The organism is Pseudomonas mendocina (assembly GCA_037482215.1).
GTDB lineage: Bacteria > Pseudomonadota > Gammaproteobacteria > Pseudomonadales > Pseudomonadaceae > Aquipseudomonas > Aquipseudomonas mendocina_E.
Genome location: CP148074.1, coordinates 993,603 through 1,012,775 on the forward strand (window position 1 = coordinate 993,603; position 19,173 = coordinate 1,012,775).

Consider the following 19,173-nt stretch of genomic DNA (forward strand, 5'->3'; position numbering starts at 1 on the left):
CTGGCAGCCCCACTTCGCACAGGACGATGAAGCCATGGGCCCACGGATGAAAAGCGGTATTGTCGGTTATGGCTATGCCGGAAAAACCTTCCATGCTCCGCTGATTAGCATGGTTGCTGATTTGGAGCTGACAGCCGTTGCAACCCGCAACGCTGCGGCGGTGACTCAAGACTGGCCAGGTGTGGCTACTGAGCCAACTCCGCAAGGCTTGTTCGCCCGGGATGATATTGAGCTGGTGGTCATTGCCACACCCAACGACACCCACTTCTCTTTGGCTGCCCAAGCGCTTGAGGCGGGCAAGCATGTAGTGGTTGATAAGCCCTTTACCGTGACGGTGGCTGAGGGCCAGGAGCTGATCGAGCTGGCTGATCGAAATAAACGCCTGCTATCGGTGTTCCACAACCGTCGCTGGGACGCTGACTTCCTCACGTTAAAGGCGCGTTTGAACAGTGGGGAGCTGGGACGGGTGGTGCATTTTGAGTCGCACTTTGATCGCTATAGGCCGGTGGTACGCCAGCGCTGGCGGGAGTCCTCAGCTGCTGGTGCGGGGCTTTGGTATGACTTGGGGCCTCATCTGTTGGATCAGGCCGTGCAGCTGTTTGGTCGGCCACATACCATCTGGTTGGATCAGGCTCGGCAGCGCGATGCCGCACTTGCGGATGACTGGTTCCATGCAGTGCTGAGTTATGACGAGGTGCGGGTCATTTTGCATGCCAGCGGACTGGTCGCCGGGCCGACGCCGCGTTTTGCTGTCCACGGCACAACAGGCAGCTTTATCAAATATGGTTTGGATACTCAGGAGGATGCTCTCAAGGCTGGTCTGAGGCCCACCGATATTGCCTGGGGGCATGACCCTGAGCAGGGGCGACTTTATCTCGGGCAGGGTGACTCTGTGCAGGAGCGCAGTGTGCCCAGTAATGCGGGCGACTATCGCCTGTACTACTCAGCAATAGCCGATGCAATTCGTAACGGCGCAGCAAATCCAGTGCCTGCCGAGGAGGCTCTGGTGGTGATGCAATTGATTGAGGCAGGGATTACCAGTTATCAGCAAGGCCGCATCATCAAACTGGCACATACCTAAGCGCCTGACTAACGCAGCCCTCGCTCCTGCCATATCCGTGCGGCTGTGTGGTGCAAAATACCGTGGCGGCGGGCCAGGGCATTGCGGTCTTTGTCGTAACCGCCGCCAATGACTCCCACGACCGGTATATCCCGGTCTAAACAGTGATTGATCACGGCGTAGTCGCGGGCTGCGATCCCAGCATCGCTCAGGTTGAGATAGCCCAGCGCATCGTGCTCGTGAACGTCTACACCAGCGTCGTACAGCACGATGTCAGGCTGATACAACGCCAGCAGATAGCTGAGGCTGTCGTTGACAACCCTCAGGTATTCCGCGTCGCCGGTACCTTTAGTCAGTTCAATGTCCCAGTCGCTGCGGGCTTTTCTGGCTGGGTAGTTAGTGGCGCAGTGCAGTGACACGGTGACCGCATCAGGAACGTGTTCGAGCAGTCGGGCAGTACCGTCGCCTTGGTGAACATCGCAGTCATAGATCAAAACCCGCTGCGCTTTACCACTTTGCAGCAGGTAGTGGCTGATCACAGCAAGGTCATTGAAGATGCAGAAACCCGCAGGCTGGTCGTAATGGGCATGATGGGTGCCGCCAGCCAGGTGGCAGGCAAGCCCGTGTTTTAAGGCAAGGTCCGTGGCCAGTAACGAGCCGCCCACTGCTCGCACCGTGCGCAAGGCCAGCTCAGGGCTCCAGGGCAGGCCGAGTCGACGTTGTTCCTCGTAGCTGAGCTCGCCGCTGTTGTAGCGCTGGATGTAATTCGGGCAATGGGCCAGCGCCAGTACGTCATCAGGACAGGGTTGCGGTCGATGCAGATCGGCGTCGCTGCACAAGCCACTGGCGACAAGGTGGTCCCGCAGTAAGCGGAACTTTTCCATAGGGAAACGATGTCCGACCGGAAAGGGCGGGCTGTAGTCGTCGTGGTAGACCAGTGGTAAAGCCATATCATGCAGATCGCAGGGAGATGGTGTGAGTATGCGGGCGGTTTGGCGGAGTCTCAACCTAGCGCAGGGGGATTTGCGCCAGCATCTGGCCGTAATAGCTTGGAAATTGTCGGCTTTAATTGGCGCAAATGGCCGACAAGAGCCTTTGAAGTCTTTAACATTTCACCTTCGTACAAATGTGTAACCGGAGAGCATGCATGAGTCAGGTGTTAGATGAGTTGGTCGCGTTGTTGACTCTGGAAACCATTGAAGAAAATCTCTTTCGTGGGGTAAGTCAGGATCTGGGCTTTCGCCAGCTGTTTGGCGGCCAGGTACTTGGCCAATGTGTCTCAGCCGCCAGCCAGACCGTAGCATCTGAGCGCCATGTGCATTCGATGCATGGCTACTTCCTGCGCCCTGGGGACGCGACCTTGCCGGTGGTGTACCAAGTGGATCGGGTCCGTGATGGCGGTACTTTCAGCACGCGTCGTGTGACCGCTATCCAGAAGGGGCAGCCGATCTTTACCTGTAGCGCCTCGTTCCAGATTGATGAAGAAGGCTTTCATCACCAGAACAGCATGCCAGACGTTCCGGGGCCGGAGGAGTTTAAGTCCGAAACCGAGCTGGCGCGCATGGTGCAGCAATTGATACCTGAGCGTATGCGTGAGCGCGCTATCAGCGATAAACCCATCGAGATTCGCCCGGTTACCTTTATCAACCCGTTCGCGCCCAAGCCGTGCGAGCCGGTTAAACATGTATGGTTCAAGGCCGCAGGTGCGCTCCCGGACGAGCCTCAACTGCACAAGTTGCTGCTGGCTTATGCCAGTGACTTTAATTTGCTGACCACGTCCATGCAGCCCCATGGCGTGTCGGTGTTCCAGAAGTTCATGCAGGTGGCGAGCCTGGATCATTCACTGTGGTTCCACAACAACCTGCGCATGGATGATTGGTTGCTGTACAGCATGGACAGTCCATGGGCTGGCAATGCCCGTGGCTTCTCCCGTGGCAGCATTTTCAACCGCAAAGGCGAGCTGGTGGCCTCTGTTGCGCAGGAAGGCCTGACCCGTGTGCGTGAGGACTGGAAGTGAGCCTGAGTGCTGCCCGGCATTGGGTGTTTGATATGGACGGCACGTTGACCCGTGCCGTCCACGACTTTGATGCCATCAAACGGGCGCTGGATATCCCTTTAGAGGACGATATTCTGGGGCATCTGGCAGCCTTGCCCAGTGAGCTTGCAGCCGCCAAACACGCTTGGCTGATGGAGCATGAGCGGGAGCTGGCTGTTAATTCTGTTGCCGCTCCGGGAGCGGTTGAGCTGGTACGTAGTCTGCACGCTCGCGGATGTCGCTTGGGCATTCTGACCCGTAATGCGTACGAGCTGGCCTGGGTGACCCTAGAGGCGATTGGCATCGCCGAATGTTTTGAGCGTGCCGATGTGATCGGCCGAGATGAAGCCGCGCCCAAGCCAGACCCCGCAGGCTTGCTGCTGTTGGCTAAGGCTTGGCAGATCAGCCCGGAAAATCTGGTGATGGTCGGTGATTACCGCTTTGATCTGGAGTGCGCTCGGGCTGCGGGAGCACGTAGTGTGCTGGTCAATCTGCCGGAAAACCCATGGCCGGAACTGACTGACTACTTCGCTGTGGATTGCTCCGCACTGCATCAATCGCTCTGACGATTAATGACAGCAGCCCCCTGATTCCAAATCTTTAAGAATTGGGCAATCAGGGCGGTCGTTGCCCTGGCAGTGTTGAATCAGATCCTTGAGCGTGTCGCGCAGGCTGCTCAGCTCGCTGATCTTGCGCTCCAACTCATCAATATGCCCTTGCGCCAGTGCCTTTACATCGGCACTGGCGCGCTGGCGGTCTTCCCATAAGGCCAGCAACTGGGCGACATCCGCCAACGAAAAGCCCAGGTCCCGCGAACGTTTGATAAAGGCCAGACGGTGCAAGTCTTGCACCGTGTAGACGCGGTAGCCGCTGTCAGTACGCTGGGCCGCGGGCAGCAGGTCGATGCTTTCGTAATAGCGAATCATCTTGGCACTAAGGCCGGAGCGTTTTGCCGCCTGACCGATATTCATGACTCATTCCTCGCTCGCTTAAGCATGGTGTTGGGGTTTCCACAGTTTCAGCAGCAGAGCGTTACTGACCACACTGACGCTGCTCAGGGCCATGGCCGCACCTGCCAGCATGGGGTCAAGCAGGCCGCAGGCTGCCAGTGGAATGCCTACCATGTTGTAAACAAAGGCCCAGAACAGGTTCTGGCGGATTTTGTTGTACGTGCGGCGGCTGATCTCCAGCGCATCAGCCACCAGGCGTGGGTCGCCGCGCATCAGGGTAATCCCTGCGGCATGCATGGCCACGTCGGTGCCGCTGCCCATGGCAATGCCCACATCTGCTGCGGCCAAGGCTGGGGCATCGTTGATGCCGTCACCGACCATGGCCACAACCCCCTCTTTGCGCAGGTTGCTGATGATCTCGGCTTTGTTTGCGGGCAGGACTTCAGCGTGGGCCTGGGTAATGCCCAGGGCACTGGATACGGCTCTGACGCTGCCGGAGTTGTCGCCACTGATTAAATGGCTGGCGATACCTTGTGCGCTAAGTGCGGCGATGCCCTGTGCTGCACCCTCTTTAAGCGTGTCACCAAAGGCAAACAGGCCAATCACGTGGGGCTGTGGTGACAGCTCCAGTAACCACGACAGGGTGCGGCCTTCGTTCTCCCACGCCAGTGCGCTAGCAGCGAGGTCACCTTGGTCCAGACCTTGTTCGTTCAGCAGGCGACGGTTGCCCAGTGCCAGCTGGCGCTCACCGATCTCGCCTTGGATACCGCGTCCCGGTAGCGTCTGGCTATTGCTCAGGGCGGGCAAGGACAGCTCGCGTTCAATACACGCCTCCAGCACCGCTTTGGCCAGTGGGTGCTCGCTGCCACGTTGCAGTGCCCCGGCCAGTTGCAGCAGTTGCTCGTCATTGCCATCTGCTGCAAGCAGGTGAGCAATGCGCGGCGTGCCTGACGTCAGTGTGCCGGTCTTGTCGAAGGCCACGGTATTCACCGAATGGGCAACTTCCAGTGCTTCAGCATCCTTGATGAGGATGCCGTGGCGGGCTGCAACACCCGTGCCTGCCATGATTGCAGTCGGCGTCGCCAGCCCCAGTGCGCACGGGCAAGCGATTACAAGTACGGCGATGGCGTTGAGCAAGGCCGTTTCAAGTCCGGCGCCGAGCAGCAGCCAGATTCCCAGTGTGGCCAAAGCGATCAGCAAAACCGCAGGTACGAAAATCTGGCTGACCTTATCCACCAGTTTTTGAATCGGCGCTTTCTTCGCTTGGGCGTCCTCCACCAAGCGGATGATGCGAGAGAGTACAGTTTCGGCGCCCAGGGCAGTGGTCTCGACCAGCAGCCGCCCCTCACCATTGATGGCGCCTGCAGTGATACTGTCGCCCGTCTGTTTGGGAATAGGCAGGCTTTCGCCGCTGATCAGGGATTCGTCCGCATGGCTCTGGCCTTCAAGCACGCGGCCATCCACAGGGAAGCGTTCGCCCGGCTTCACCACAATCTGGTCACCCAAACGCAGCTCACTGAGGGACACCCACTGCTCAAGGCCGTCACGCAGGCGCAGTGCTTGCTCGGGTCGCAGCGCCTGTAGCGCGCGGATGGCGCTGGTGGTTTGGCGTTTGGCGCGGCTTTCCAGATACTTCCCGAGCAGGATCAAGGTAATGATTACGGCCGAGGCCTCGAAGTACAGGTGAGGCATCTCCCCGTGTGTACTGTTGGCCCATTGATAAAGGCTCAGGCCATAGGCTGAACTGGTACCGATGGCGACCAATTGATCCATATTGCCTGCGCCATTACGCAGTGCGCTCCAGGCGGCGCGATAAAACCGGGCGCCGAAGATGAACTGGACGGGAGTCGCCAGGGCGAACTGTACCCAGGCAGGCAACATCCAGTGCAGGCCGAAGGGCTCAAGCAGCATGGGTAGCACCAGAGGGGCGGTTAGGACGATGGCCAGGATCAACATCAGGCGTTCGCGTTGCAGGCTGCGTTCTGCGTTGTTTAGCGCTGGCGCAGCTGGACTGACCAGGTTGGCGTTGTAGCCGGCTTTTTTGATAGTCGCGATCAGTTCGTCGCTGCGTGTCCCAGCGAGAACGCGAACGGTGGCGCGCTCATTGGCCAGGTTGACGCTGGCATCGAGTACCGCCGAATGTTTATTGAGTGCCCGCTCGATGCGCCCTGAGCAGCTTGAGCAGGTCATGCCTTGAATGCTCAGCTCAAGTGTCTCAGTAGGTACGCTGTAGCCTGCTTTGTCGATGCTGTTCACCAATATGGCCAGGCTACCTGCGGGTGCTTCCACGCGGGCTTGTTCATTGGCCAGGTTGACGCTGACGAGGCTTACTTCGGGAATCTTATTGAGTGCCCGTTCTACACGGCCGGCACAACTGGCGCAGGTCATTCCGCTGACGGGAAGGGTAAAGGTGCTTGGACGGGGCATGGCTGCACTCCTTTTGATCTCGCCCTAGAGGATCATCCTTGCCATGTGGTTAAGGTCAAGTCTGATAGAGGCGGCTTGACCTTAACCACATGGCAAGGTGCAGACTGTACGCCGTCTTAACATTACAGATCAGGAGATCATTATGTCAGCAACAACCGTTCACACGTTTCAGGTCGAAGGCATGACCTGCCAGCATTGCGTCAAAGCCGTTACTGAGGCTGTTAAAGCCGTCGATGCTTCTGCGGAGGTTAAGGTGCAGTTGAATAGTGGGGTTGTGCAGATCACCAGCGACCAGTCCGATGATGCGCTGATCATCGCCATTGCTGAGGCAGGCTATGGTGCTGGTTTGGTCTGATCATAAGCTGTGCAACACATCCAGTCGCGCACCAGGCCCCTGAAACAGGCGTCGATGATGGTTGCCGTGTCGTGCTCCAAGTCGAAAATCCCCGGGTCACGCAGCCAGTCCTCAAACATACCGACGATGACTGCGTGTACCGCACGCGCTGCCAGACGCGGGGTGACGTCCGGGTAGAGGCGTGGCAGTACGGCCGGGGTGCTGAACTGTTGTTCACACAACTCGATGAACAAATTGATGAAGGCTTCGTGCTGCTCTTCGGCTGGGCGCAGTTCTTCAGTGAACTCACAGCGACGCAGCAGAATGGTGAAGATGCGCTGTTTCTTGTGGTCGCGAGCCAGGCCGGCTACGGCATCAATACACAGTAAGCGCAATGTGTGCAGTGGGTCACGCTCTGGGCAGCCGCGTACCCGCTCAACCAATTGCTCAGGGGGCAGGCACACCTGATTGAGCATTGCGTTGAACAGGTCTGCCTTATTCGCAAAGTGCCAGTAAACCGCGCCCCGTGTTACGCCAGCATGCCGGGCAATATGCTCCAGGCTGGTATGCGCAACACCTTTTTCCAGAAATAGCGCTTCGGCTGCTTCCAGAATAGTGATGCGGGTTTTTTCGGCGTCTTCTTTGGTTCTGCGCATGGCGAGCTTGGAATAACTGGCTAGTCTCAGTTCTGAATAATGGTTGAAAACTGATAATAAGCCATTTACAGACAAGTTTGTATGTAAATGGAGTGGATTGCCTCGCATCATATGGAGACATACATGCGCTTTTTTTGCCCAGGAGCGGCTGTTGCCGGTGCGCTGTTACTGATTGCACAGCCAATCCCATCCTATGCGGCCGATGCACCGCCACCGCCGGAAGTCGTCGTAGAAATGGTACGCAGTTCACTTTTGCCATTGGAATACGAATATTCCGCACGTACCGCTGGATACCGTGAAGTCCAGCTTCGGGCTCAAGTCAGCGGCATTTTGCAAGAGCGTACTTACCTTGAGGGCAGCCGGGTCAGCAAAGGGCAGGTCATGTTCCGGATTGATCCCCGCACCTATGAGGCTGCGCTAAGCCGGGCCAAAGGGGCGTTGGCGCAAGAGCAGGCGCGTTATCGCCAAGCCGAGCGGAATCTGGGACGAATTCGTGAGTTGCAGAAAAAAGGCTTTGCCAGCGAAAGCGAGCTGGATAACGCCATTTCCAATTTTGAGCAGAGCAAGGCCAATATTCAGGCTGCTGAGGCCGAAGTTAAAGCGCGTCAGATTGACCTCGAATACACCACTGTTAAAGCCCCGATTTCTGGGATTACCAGTAAGGAAACGGTATCTGAAGGTAGTCTGATGGTAGCGGGTGACCCTAACGCCAGCTTGCTGAGTAATATCACTCAGCTTGACCCGATTTACGTCAACTTTGCCGTACCGGATACGGACATGGAAAGCGTCCGTAACGGCTTGCACAACGGCACTTTGATCATGCCCGAGGACGGCAAGCTGATGGTCAAGGTGATGTATGGTGATGGCACGGTCTATCCCCAAGAAGGCACGGTGAACTTTACTGACAGCCTGGTCGATCGCAGTACGGGGGCCGTGAGTATTCGGGCGGTAGTGCCAAACCCTGAACAGTCACTGCTGCCAGGGCAGTTTGTGCGGGTCCAAGTCCATGGTCTGACTCAGCCCAATGCCATAACGGTTCCGGAACAAGCCGTTTCCCAAGGTCCGGCGGGAACGTTTGTGTATGTTGTGGATGAAAGCAACACGGCCCGCATGCGGATCGTCAGCACCGGGCCAACGGTCAAGGGGCGTTGGGTGATTCTCTCGGGAGTGGCGCAGGGAGATCGCGTGATTGTCGAGGGCGTTCTCAAAGTTCGCCCGGATGTGCCCGTGAAGGTGGTTGATACACCTGCCCGCCAGTCTTAAGGAGCGTCTACCGTGATCTCACGCTTCTTCATCGACCGCCCGGTTTTCGCTGCCGTTATCTCCATCATCATCGTGCTGGCCGGTTTGATGGCCATGCGTTCGCTGCCGGTGGCGCAGTATCCGCAGATTCTCCCGCCTGAGGTCTCGGTTACCGCGACCTATTCTGGCGCCAGCGCCCAAGTGATTGCTGAAACCGTTGCGGCACCGCTGGAACAGTCCATCAACGGCGTGGAGGGCATGATTTACCAGCAGTCCAACTCCGGCGGTGATGTGATGAGCCTGTCGGTGTACTTCAAAGTCGGTGTTGATCCCGACCAGGCCACCATCGACGTCAACAACCGGGTTCAGGCCGCTTTGGCCAAACTCCCTGAAGAGGTGCGGCGCCAGGGGGTGAAAGTAGAGAAAAAGTCGTCGGACATTCTTCAGGTCGTCACCCTGTTCTCGCCTGATGATTCGCTGGACCCGGTCTATATCAGTAATTACGCACTGATCAATGTGATCGACGAACTCAAGCGCCTGCCCGGTGTGGGGGATGTTGCCCAGTTTGGTTCTAAAGATTATTCCATGCGCATCTGGTTGCGACCGGACAAGCTGGCTCAGTACAACCTGACGCCGACCGATGTGGTCAACGCCATTCGTGAGCAGAACTCTCAGTTTGCGGCAGGTTCGTTTGGTCAGCAGCCGCTGAAACAGGATCAGGCCTTTACTTACACGGTGACGACACAAGGCCGCTTTACCAAGCCAGAAGAATTCGAGCAGGTGATTCTGCGCAGCGACGATACCGGAGCCAGTCTGCTGCTCAAGGATGTGGCTCGGATTGAGTTAGGCGCCCAAGACTACTCCCTCAAAACTTCGCTAAACGGCCAGCAGAACGCGGCGTTTGGGGTGTACTTGCAGCCGGGTGCGAATGCGCTGGATACGGCTGAAGCCGTCAATAAGGCCCTTGAGCGTCTGGCTCAGAACTTTCCGCAGGGCATGAGCTACAAGGTGCCCTACGACACCACCAAATTTGTGGAAGTGTCGATTGAGGAGGTGATCCACACCTTCTTTGAAGCGCTGGTGCTGGTGGTACTGGTGGTCTTCGTGTTCTTGCAGAACTGGCGGGCAACGCTGATCCCTGTGTTGGCGATTCCAGTGTCGTTGGTCGGCACGTTCGCCGGTATGTACGCACTGGACTTTTCCATCAACTTGCTGACCTTGTTCGGCATGGTGTTAGCCATCGGTATCGTGGTGGATGACGCCATTGTGGTGATCGAAAACGTCGAGCGGGTGATGGCCACAGATAAGATTGGCCCCCGCGAGGCGACCATCAAGGCCATGGAGGAGGTGACCGGGCCGATCATCGCCATTGTGCTGGTGCTGTGCGCGGTGTTTGTCCCGGTGGGATTTCTCGGTGGATTGGCCGGGGAGATGTATAAACAGTTTGCGATCACCATTGCGGTGTCGGTGGTGATCTCCGGGATCGTAGCGCTGACATTGAGCCCGGCGCTGTGCGCCTTGCTGCTTAAACCAGGGCAGCATGAACCTGCGGCGCCGTTTCGGGCGTTTAACCGGGTGTTTGAGCGGATCACCCATGGTTATGCCGCGGGTGTGCGTTTCTTCCTCAAACGGGCCTTTATCGGCCTGCTGCTTTTTGGCGGGATGATCGCGCTGATGCTGCTGCTGTTCAGTCGGGTGCCCAGCTCTTTGGTGCCCAGTGAGGATCAGGGGTACGTGTTGAATGCCTATTACCTGCCACCTGCTGCATCCCTGAGCCGAACTTCTGAACTGACTGGCGAAGTCACTAAGCAGCTCATGGATCATCCTGCGGTGGAAAACGTAGTGACCTTTGCCGGGTTTGACATCCTTACATTCGGTACACGCAGCAACGCTGGGGTGTCTTTCGTCCCCCTTAAGGATTGGAGTGAACGGACAACGCCAGAGTTGGACGCGCGCAACCTTACTCAGACCTTTATGGCGATGGGCGCCGCACAGAAGGATGGTGTGGTGCTGAGTTTCAATCCGCCACCCATTACCGGTATGAGCACCACCGGAGGATTTGAAGGCTTTATTCAGGACCGTACTGGCGGCTCGGTGGAGCAGTTGGCCGGTAAGATCAAGGCATTCGTTGCTGCTGCGGCCAAGCGCCCTGAACTGGCCGGTGTGCAGAGCACATTCAGTGCGGATGTGCCGCAGTACTACATTCATCTCGATCGCACCAAGGCAAGAGCCCTAGGTGTGCCGGTGAATGAGGTGTTTACGGCCATGCAGTCCACGTTCGGTAGCTACTACGTGAATGACTTCACTTTATATGGACGCACCTTCCAGGTCAGCCTGCAGGCTGAGTCGGACTTCCGTCGCAAGCCGGAAGACTTGTCCCAGGTATATGTGCGGGCGGCCAGCGGTGAGTTGGTGTCACTGTCCACGCTGGTTAGGGTTGAGCGCATTCTTGGGCCGGATACGTTTGCCCGTTTCAACGTTTATCCGGCTGCGAAGATTCTCGGCGGCCCTGCGCCGGGCTATAGCTCGGGGCAAGCGCTCAATGCCATACAGGAGGTAGCCGATGAGGTGCTGGGCAGCGACTACACCATCGGTTGGACTGGCTCGGCCTATCAGGAGTTGGAAACCCAGGGTTCAGGTAGCAGCGCGTTTGTATTCGGTCTGATCATGGTGTTTCTGATTCTGGCGGCCCAGTATGAGCGCTGGACATTGCCGCTGGCGGTAGTCACCGCCGTACCGTTTGCAGTCTTCGGTGCAATTCTGGCGGTGTGGTTGCGCGGGATTGAAAACGACCTGTATTTTCAGGTCGGGTTAGTGACACTGATCGGTCTGGCCGCGAAGAATGCGATTTTGATCGTTGAATTTGCGGTGCTTAACCGTGAACAGGGCATGGGCATTTTTGAATCCGCGTTGGAGGCTGCTCGTTTGCGCTTCCGCCCGATAATCATGACCTCGCTGGCTTTTATTCTGGGTGTTGTGCCCCTGGCCATCAGCTCTGGCGCCGGTTCTGCGAGCCGTCACTCCATTGGCACCGGGGTGATTGGAGGGATGCTGGCGGCAACATTGCTGGCAATTTTCCTGATTCCAATGTTCTACTTACTGGTCGAATCGATGGCTGCAAAGCTAAGCAGAGGCACCGCTAAAGCCGTCGACGAGCAGCACCTATAAAAAGGGAACGGGCAGGGAGTTGCCCGTTCTTATACCTCTCTGAGTGGCCATTGGCGCAGTAGTCCCCTGCAGTTACAGCGGTGCGCCTAAGCGATTGGATTGTTATGACATTACGCCTTCTCTTGATTCTGGGCGCGCTAAGCGCCTTCGGCCCTTTAGCCGTGGATTTCTACCTGCCAAGTTTTCCTGCCCTAGCTGAGCAGTTTTCGACGGATGTTGAACATGTTCAGCTGTCGCTGGCGTCTTACTTTGTTGGTCTAGCGATTGGCCAGCTGCTGTATGGGCCAATGGCTGATCGTTTCGGCAGGCGCAAACCGCTGTTGCTTGGAGTAACCCTGTTCTGCCTGGCATCGGTGATGTGCGCATTCGCCCCCAGCTTGGAGTGGCTGATCGCGGCCCGATTTGTTCAGGCGCTCGGGGGCTGTGCTGGCATGGTGGTGTCGCGGGCCGTGGTGCGCGATTTGTGTGACCCGATCAACTCAGCGAAAGTGTTCTCGCAGATGATGTTGGTAATGGGGCTGGCACCAATCCTTGCGCCACTGTTCGGTGGGTTGTTACTGAGCGCCTTTGGTTGGTCATCAATTTTCTACTGCCTGGCTATTTTCAGCGGCCTTTGCTTACTGGCTATTGCTCTGTGGTTGCCAGAAACCCTAGACAAGGATGCACCTCCCGCTCCCCTGAGTGGTGCTTTGCGCGAGTATCGACGTCTTTTTGATGACTTGCCGTTTATGGGGTATACCCTGAGCGGCGGTTTTGCCATGGCGGGGATGTTTGCCTATGTGGCGGGTTCTCCTTTCATCTTTATTGAGTTGTATGGCGTTGATCCCAAGCATTACGGTCTACTGTTCGGCAGTAATGCGCTGGGCTTTGTTCTGGTTGCTCAAGTCAACGCTTGGTTGGTGTCACGCCACGGACCGGCCCACTGGCTGAATATCGCGGTATGGATTTATCTGCTCTGTGGTTTAGCGTTATTGCTTGTGGCTCTGGCTAAGCCTGTTGCCTTGTGGCCCTTGTTGATCCCTCTGTTCGGCTGCATCGCCTGCTTAGGGATATTGATGCCTAATGCATCAGCCTGCGCTATGGCCGGGCAAGGTAGCCATGCAGGAAGTGCGTCTGCATTGATGGGGAGCTTGCAGTTCGTTATATCCGCCAGCACCGCGAGCCTGGTTGGCGTGCTGCACGATGGCACAGCATGGCCGGTGGCCGTACTGATCTTCAGCTGCGGTGTGCTGGCTGTGTTTTTCTCACTCTTTACCCGTTGGGCTGAGCAGCGTCAGCTCAAGCCTGCCGCCTAGCGTGCATCTGTGGCAGTGCCGGCAGGGCGTGTGGCGCCCTGATCCGGCGCTGTAAAGTGCTGAAAAATTCCCGGGCTTCTGTTTCTGTGTGAAACGTCACGCAGCTATGATCCAGCATGACTTGCCAGTTCTGACCGCTGACGGTTCTTTGAGGCTGGATTGCAATTTTCATGGGCTGCACTCCTGTTCAGAAGTGTTCAGTCTAGACCCATTTGCGCCAATGAAAATTGACATGAGACAGGCCCGGCAAGTACTGATGTGTTACCGGGCCCGATGCATGTTGTTCAACGGGCGGCCATTAGTTGGCCTGCTCCTGACGGCCACAGCTTTGCACTGCCAGTCCGGCCAGACGGGTAAATTCGGTTACCAGAGTAATATCCGCTTGGCTTGGACTGGCTGGGCGTGGGTAGTAGACGCCAAACGTCCCCAGCACATTTCCGCAGTCGTCCTTGAAGGGCAGCGACCAACAGGCCTGCAGGCCTGAACTCAGTGCTAAGTCTTGGTAACCCTGCCAGTTGGGGTGGGTGCTGATGTCCTCAGCGATGACCAGCTCTCCCGTGTAGGCTGCATGGCCACAAGAGCCTACGCCCGGATTAGCTTGTATGCCATCAATCGCCTGACAGTAGTTTTGCGGCAGGCTAGGCGCTGAGCCGATGTAAAGGCAGTGTTGGCTGTCGAGCAGCATGATCGACACACGCATATCCGGCTGTATAGCCTCCAGGCTGCGGGTGATGACATCCAGAATGTCTTCGAGAGACTTGTGCCCAAGGAGTTTGTCCAGCACAGCGTTGCGGGCTTGCTGTAAGTGTTGGGTTTGGTATCGCTCTTGTACATCACGCAGGCTACCGTGCAAGCAGCCATCTGGCTCACTGCGGTTAAGCTGAAGTTCTACACGGCGGACCTGGCCCTTATCCGTCAGCATCTGACACTCCAGGCGCAGGTTGCTTTGCACACCGTTACGCAGATCATCTAAGTGCTGGATTAATGGCATATGGCCCAGCTCTGGAATAAAGCGGTGCAGCGGGCTGCCTAGACTCTCATTGATATTGTGACCGCTGATTTGCTCCCACGCAGGGTTGAGGAAGCTCAAATGGTTGTTGCTGTCGATGATGAAGATTGCATCTGCTAGGTGATTCACCAGAGCGCGATAACGGCTTTCGCTGACTAGAAGCTCCTGATGCATTTTCTTCTGTTCGGTCAGGTCGATATCAATGTGATATTTCTCCAACTGGTCCAGACGGTTGCGGATAACCAGTTGGCTGGAGTGGACCCAAACCATGCTGCCGTCCTTGCGCTGTAGTTGGATTTCACCGGTGCTGACAGCCGAGCCGTTGCGCTGCCACAAGTGGCTGGCTGAGCTCATTTTGCTGCGTTGCAAAGGAGGGATTATCAGCTCTTCCATACGGCGGCCCAGTACTTCGTTGATGTTGTAGCCATACAACTGAGCGCTGGCCTCGTTCCAGAAAATCACCCGGTTGTCCCGGTCGTAACCTTGAACGGCAATACGGGGCGTTTGTTCGAACAATTGGCGAAAGCGCATTTCACTTTCGTGCAGCGCACTTTCGGCATGTTTTTGTTCGCTAATGTCTTGCACTGTGCCAAGAATTCTTCCGTCGGCGCTGACTTCGCCATGCAGCAGAATCCACACCGGTTGCTGTTGTGCTGGTTGGGATAATCGTGCACAAACATTCAGCTCGATCTGGCTGTCTATAAGTGCCTGTACGGCCCGCTGAACGGCTCCGCGCTCTGAGGGATGTAACCACGTCAGCAGGTGGGCAAGACTCGCTTGCTCGTCATTGCTGTCGCGACCGAGAATCTTCAATGCAGCAGGGTTCCAGAAAAAATCTTCCCGGTACTCCCAGGTGCCCATTGTGCAGTGACTTTGCACCAGGTAGAGCATCTGCTCACTTTGTCCAAGCCGATGTAATTGGCGACGACGGGAATTAAGTCCTTTGTAGCAGGTGAAAAAGACCAGCGCTGCACTGGCCAGAGCGAAGACGAGGCCTTTGAGCGTTTGCAGTTGTTGCAACACGTCTGCGTCATTGACAAGTAAAGACAGCACTCGATCGCTGCCATATATCCAGAATGAGCTAAGCAGGATGTAGACGCCCGCTAGGCGGAGCGCGCCTCGAAGATCTGAGTGCATAAGCCTAAATGCCGAGAAATAGGGGCGATAGTTACCCAATTGCTGAACACAGGGTTTGCTGTTCAGTATAGGTGCACGATTATGCCAAATTGATATTGTCACAGGTGCAGATTAATGAGCACGTCGCCATTGGCGTTTTTACTTGGGTTGCGTCAATACACCACAGCCATTCAGTAGCTAAGCTAAACAGTAAGAGGTGATAGAGTTCGCTCCCATGAAACTACGTCAGTCTGACCGTCGGCTACTCGCCTGGATGCTGTACTTCAGCGTCCTGTTCAGTGCGCTTGTCTGTAGCTTAGGTCATGGTCAAATGGCTGGCTTGCAACTGAGCGGGCTTGACGGCCAATACTGCTCCACTGACAGCAATGTCGGTGCTGGGGCTGACCTGAGTGGCCCCGGCATGGCTGCTGACTTGGCGGGTTCCGGTTGCGCACTGAGCTCCAGTTTCTCAGCCGTACTGCTGATTAGCTTGTTTGGCTTGCTGGGATTGCTCCCACGAGCCCGCTCCCCCCGTCTTAGCCACTGGCTTAGCCCGCTAACAGCGGTGCGCTATCTCTGGCCCTCGGCCAACCCCCGGGCTTCACCCGCCCTGTCTTAGTCGATGTCGTAGGCAATCACCCTACGAATACGTCTGTCTTAAATATTTAAGCGGTTGTTGCATCAAGCCTATGCGGCGGTGTGCAGCGCTTTGATGTTGTCCCGCGCGACAAATGCTGTTTGTCCAGATGATCTTCTCAAGGAGAGCCGTCATGTTGTTGAAAAAGACCCTGTTAATCGTGGCATTACTGATGCCGAGCCTGTTTGTTCAAGCCCACGAGTATGACGCGGGTACCTTGCATATTGACCATCCCTGGTCGCGGGCCATGCCACCGGTTGCATCTACTGCTGCCGCCTATTTTGTTATCCATAACAAGGGGGATCAGGCCGATCGGCTGATCGGCGCCAGCACTCCGGTTGCTGCCAAAGCAGAATTGCATGAGCATGTTCACGCCGGTGGCGTTATGAAAATGCAGCAGGTGCAGGATGTGTCATTACCTGCTGGAGGGGAGGTTAAGTTCGGGCCCATGGGCTATCACGTCATGTTGTTCGGTCTGAAAAAACAGGCGGCATCCGGGGAAAAATTCCCGCTGACGTTGGTTTTCGAGAAGGCTGGAAAGGTGGACGTGGAGGTGGCTGTACAAGATGAGGCGCCTTCTGAAGGGGACGACCACAGCCACCAGCACAATGGGCACTAACGTGGCCTGTTGAGTAAACCCCGTGCAGGCTAAACGCCTTTCACCTGTCTACAGCAGCCTCTGCTTGGGGCTGTTGGCCATGCTGCTGATCAGCCTGGGGCCGTTGGTCTCACAGCTGTTACAGCCAGCCGAGCCTGCGTGGGTGAGTGAAATGGCCTGCGGGGAGCATCCCTCCCAGCACAGCGAGCATAAGGGCCATAACGAACTGTGGGCCAAATGCGGCTATTGCACGTTGTTGCTTCATAGCCCAGCCACTGGTGCCGCAACGCCACGACTCAGCCTTCCGCCAGCGGCTCCTCAACAATTAGCAGCCCCACTGGCGTTGGGGCTGAGCAGTACGGCGATTTTCCCCGGCGCACGAAGCCGCGCCCCTCCAAAACACGCCTGAACGATCACTGATTGCCGCTTACTCCGCACCGCTGTCACGTGTGCGGAAGGCGTACTTTTATTTCGATTTGGGAATGTTTATGTCTGCTTATAAGAAAGTCTGCCGCACCGTTTCATCCTATGGGATCCCTTTTACGTTGGCGCCGCTGTGTCTCGGCCTGCTGTCTGCCAATCAGGCCACGGCTGCTGAAACTGCTGCGGATGCCCATATCCATCTGGCTCCTGTGGTAGTGACAGGCGTGGCCCAACAATCGCCGGTAACGGTGGTGACTGACCCCAAACAGCCGCGCCAGCCAGTCCCGGCAGCCGATGGGGCGGATTATCTGAAGACTATTCCGGGTTTCAGCGCGATTCGCAGTGGCGGCAGTAATGGTGACCCGGTGTTTCGTGGCCAGTTCGGCTCACGTTTGAATATCCTCACCGATGGCGGTCAACTGCTCGGCGCTTGCCCGAACCGCATGGACGCGCCGACTTCATACTTGTCCCCTGAAAACTTCGATCAGCTCACCGTCATTAAAGGCCCTCAAACCGTGCTGTGGGGGCCGGGCGGATCTGCCGCGACGGTCCTCTTCGAGCGCGACACTGAGCGTTTTCAAGAACTCGGCGGGCGCGTGAATGGCAGTGTGTTGGCCGGCTCCAACGGCCGCTTTGACCGCCGCCTGGATGCAGCAGTCGGTGGCAGCGAAGGCTACATCCGCCTGCTGGCCAACTCTGCCCAGGCAGATGACTACGAAGATGGCAATGGCGACACCGTGCCGTCGCGTTGGGAAAAGTGGAACAGCGATGTGCTGCTTGGTTGGACGCCCAATGAAGACACCCTGATCGAGCTGAGCGCCGGTCGCGGTGACGGTGAAGCCCGCTATGCCGGTCGTGGCATGGACGGCAGCCAGTTCTTGCGTGAAACCCTCGGTCTTAAGGTGCGACTGGATAACTTGGGCGACGTATTTCGTAGTCTGGAAGGGCGTGTGTATTACAACTATGCCGATCATGTGATGGATAACTTCAGCCTGCGCACGCCCAGCGGCACCGGCATGATGGGGAATCCGATGGCCAGTAATGTCGACCGTCGTACCTTGGGCGCACGTCTGGTCGGCACCTGGGCATGGGACGACTTTGAGCTTAAAGGCGGTGTGGATGCCCAGCGCAACGAACACCGCAAACGCGGCTCCAGCTACGACATGATGACCCGCACCTACCATGACTTTGATGAGCAGCCCTGGGATAAGGATGCTGAATTCCATAACTACGGTGTGTTTGGCGAGCTGACTTGGCACCTCAGCAGCGATCAGCGCTGGATCGCTGGGGCAAGGGTAGACCGGGCTTCCGTTAAAGACTTCCGCAAAACCATTGGCAGCGGCATGACCCTGCGTGACAACCCGACCTACGATGACACCCGCAGCGACACGCTGCCCAGCGGCTTCGTTCGTTACGAGCAAGATCTGCAAGCCATACCGGCCACTTGGTACGCGGGGCTTGGTCACACCCAGCGCTTCCCGGATTACTGGGAGCTGTTCTCCGCCAGCCCCGGCCCGGTGGGGTTCGTGCAGCCGATGGAAAGCCTGAAGCCGGAGAAAACCACCCAGCTGGATCTCGGCCTCAACTATAAGACCGAGAAACTGGAAGCCTGGGTTTCTGCCTACGCCGGGCAGGTGCGCGATTACATCCTGTTCAGTTATTCACCCGGCATGATGCCGGGCCACACCCGTTCCGAAGCCAGCAATGTTGATGCCCGCATCATGGGTGGCGAAATGGGCGCCAGCTATCGCCTGACAGACAACTGGAAGGCCGATGCCAGTATCGCCTACGCCTGGGGTAAGAACAGCTCGGATGGCCGGCCACTGTCACAAACCCCACCGCTGGAGGCGCGCTTTGGTCTGGGCTATGAACGCGAAAGCTGGAGTGCGGCAGCGCTGTGGCGAGTAGTCGACAGCCAGAATAGGGTCGATATCAACAAGGGCAACGTTGTCGGCAAAGACCTGGAAAAGAGCAGCGGTTTCGGCGTGTTCTCACTTAATGCTGCCTACCGCATTAGCCCGGAAGTCAAAGTCAGCGCCGGGGTGGATAACCTCTTCGACAAGACATACAGCGAGCACCTGAACCTTGCAGGTAATGCTGGTTTTGGCTTTATTCAGGATGACCCGCAAGGCTTCAATGAGCCAGGGCGCACCCTGTGGACTAAGGTTGATTTCAGCTTCTGATCTGCGTGCGATAACACTTCGCGGCTGAAGCCGCCCCTAC

At 57.0% G+C, this 19,173-nt stretch carries 17 protein-coding genes; 11 read left to right on the plus strand and 6 right to left on the minus strand.

The window, feature by feature from the left end:
• Positions 1-34 precede the first annotated feature (34 nt).
• On the plus strand, positions 35-1,081 hold the full coding sequence (locus WG219_04505) for an oxidoreductase (GenBank protein WXL26747.1): 1,047 nt from the start codon (positions 35-37) through the stop codon (positions 1,079-1,081).
• An 8-nt stretch (positions 1,082-1,089) separates the two neighbouring features.
• Here WG219_04505 and WG219_04510 read toward each other — a convergent pair whose 3' ends face one another.
• Entirely contained in the window at positions 1,090-2,010 is a 921-nt protein-coding gene (locus tag WG219_04510) for a histone deacetylase (protein WXL26748.1), read from the minus strand.
• Between the two features lie 197 nt (positions 2,011-2,207).
• Here WG219_04510 and tesB point away from each other — a divergent pair, with 197 nt between their 5' ends.
• Together tesB and WG219_04520 are read left to right on the plus strand one after the other, a co-directional pair.
• Complete coding sequence (tesB, locus tag WG219_04515) at positions 2,208-3,077, plus strand: acyl-CoA thioesterase II (GenBank protein WXL26749.1); 870 nt, start codon at positions 2,208-2,210, stop codon at positions 3,075-3,077.
• Positions 3,074-3,661 carry an HAD family hydrolase gene (locus WG219_04520; protein WXL26750.1) on the plus strand — a complete coding sequence of 196 codons (588 nt, stop codon included), beginning with the start codon at positions 3,074-3,076 and terminating at the stop codon, positions 3,659-3,661. The genes tesB and WG219_04520 overlap by 4 nt, the downstream gene beginning before the upstream one ends.
• A gap of 3 nt (positions 3,662-3,664) precedes the next feature.
• Here the strand turns inward: WG219_04520 and cueR are convergent, their stop codons facing one another.
• Positions 3,665-4,066 carry a Cu(I)-responsive transcriptional regulator gene (cueR, locus tag WG219_04525; GenBank protein WXL26751.1) on the minus strand — a complete coding sequence of 134 codons (402 nt, stop codon included), beginning with the start codon at positions 4,064-4,066 and terminating at the stop codon, positions 3,665-3,667.
• A gap of 18 nt (positions 4,067-4,084) precedes the next feature.
• Positions 4,085-6,472 carry a heavy metal translocating P-type ATPase gene (locus WG219_04530; GenBank protein WXL26752.1) on the minus strand — a complete coding sequence of 796 codons (2,388 nt, stop codon included), beginning with the start codon at positions 6,470-6,472 and terminating at the stop codon, positions 4,085-4,087.
• 142 nt (positions 6,473-6,614) lie between these two features.
• Between WG219_04530 and WG219_04535 the strand changes: the two genes are divergently transcribed.
• Complete coding sequence (locus WG219_04535) at positions 6,615-6,827, plus strand: cation transporter (GenBank protein ID WXL26753.1); 213 nt, start codon at positions 6,615-6,617, stop codon at positions 6,825-6,827.
• Here WG219_04535 and WG219_04540 read toward each other — a convergent pair.
• Positions 6,806-7,462 (minus strand): TetR family transcriptional regulator, encoded by a 657-nt coding sequence (locus WG219_04540; GenBank protein ID WXL26754.1) that lies wholly within the window; start codon positions 7,460-7,462, stop codon positions 6,806-6,808. The genes WG219_04535 and WG219_04540 overlap by 22 nt on opposite strands.
• 123 nt (positions 7,463-7,585) lie before the next feature.
• Between WG219_04540 and WG219_04545 the strand changes: the two genes are divergently transcribed.
• The 3 genes from WG219_04545 (at position 7,586) to WG219_04555 (ending at position 13,167) form a co-directional block, all read left to right on the plus strand.
• A complete protein-coding gene (locus WG219_04545; GenBank protein WXL26755.1) occupies positions 7,586-8,725 on the plus strand; it encodes an efflux RND transporter periplasmic adaptor subunit in 1,140 nt (379 codons plus the stop codon).
• A gap of 12 nt (positions 8,726-8,737) precedes the next feature.
• Positions 8,738-11,872 (plus strand): efflux RND transporter permease subunit, encoded by a 3,135-nt coding sequence (locus WG219_04550; protein ID WXL26756.1) that lies wholly within the window; start codon positions 8,738-8,740, stop codon positions 11,870-11,872.
• Between the two features lie 104 nt (positions 11,873-11,976).
• Positions 11,977-13,167 carry a Bcr/CflA family multidrug efflux MFS transporter gene (locus WG219_04555; GenBank protein ID WXL26757.1) on the plus strand — a complete coding sequence of 397 codons (1,191 nt, stop codon included), beginning with the start codon at positions 11,977-11,979 and terminating at the stop codon, positions 13,165-13,167.
• On the opposite strand, the gene WG219_04560 is transcribed toward WG219_04555, so the two are convergent.
• Positions 13,151-13,339, minus strand: coding sequence for a hypothetical protein (locus WG219_04560; protein ID WXL26758.1), 189 nt, complete (start codon positions 13,337-13,339; stop codon positions 13,151-13,153). The two genes, WG219_04555 and WG219_04560, sit on opposite strands and share 17 nt — an antisense overlap.
• Positions 13,340-13,465: 126 nt before the next feature.
• Positions 13,466-15,229 carry a PAS domain S-box protein gene (locus WG219_04565; protein ID WXL26759.1) on the minus strand — a complete coding sequence of 588 codons (1,764 nt, stop codon included), beginning with the start codon at positions 15,227-15,229 and terminating at the stop codon, positions 13,466-13,468.
• Positions 15,230-15,527: 298 nt separating this feature from the next.
• On the opposite strand from WG219_04565, the gene WG219_04570 reads away from it, so the two are divergent.
• The 4 genes from WG219_04570 (at position 15,528) to WG219_04585 (ending at position 19,133) form a co-directional block, all read left to right on the plus strand.
• Positions 15,528-15,911, plus strand: coding sequence for a DUF2946 domain-containing protein (locus WG219_04570; protein WXL26760.1), 384 nt, complete (start codon positions 15,528-15,530; stop codon positions 15,909-15,911).
• A 151-nt stretch (positions 15,912-16,062) separates the two neighbouring features.
• Positions 16,063-16,548 (plus strand): copper chaperone PCu(A)C, encoded by a 486-nt coding sequence (locus WG219_04575; protein ID WXL26761.1) that lies wholly within the window; start codon positions 16,063-16,065, stop codon positions 16,546-16,548.
• Between the two features lie 22 nt (positions 16,549-16,570).
• Complete coding sequence (locus WG219_04580) at positions 16,571-16,936, plus strand: DUF2946 family protein (protein WXL26762.1); 366 nt, start codon at positions 16,571-16,573, stop codon at positions 16,934-16,936.
• 79 nt (positions 16,937-17,015) lie between these two features.
• Positions 17,016-19,133, plus strand: a complete 2,118-nt coding sequence (locus WG219_04585; protein WXL26763.1) for a TonB-dependent copper receptor — start codon at positions 17,016-17,018, stop codon at positions 19,131-19,133.
• The last annotated feature ends 40 nt before the right edge of the window (positions 19,134-19,173 follow it).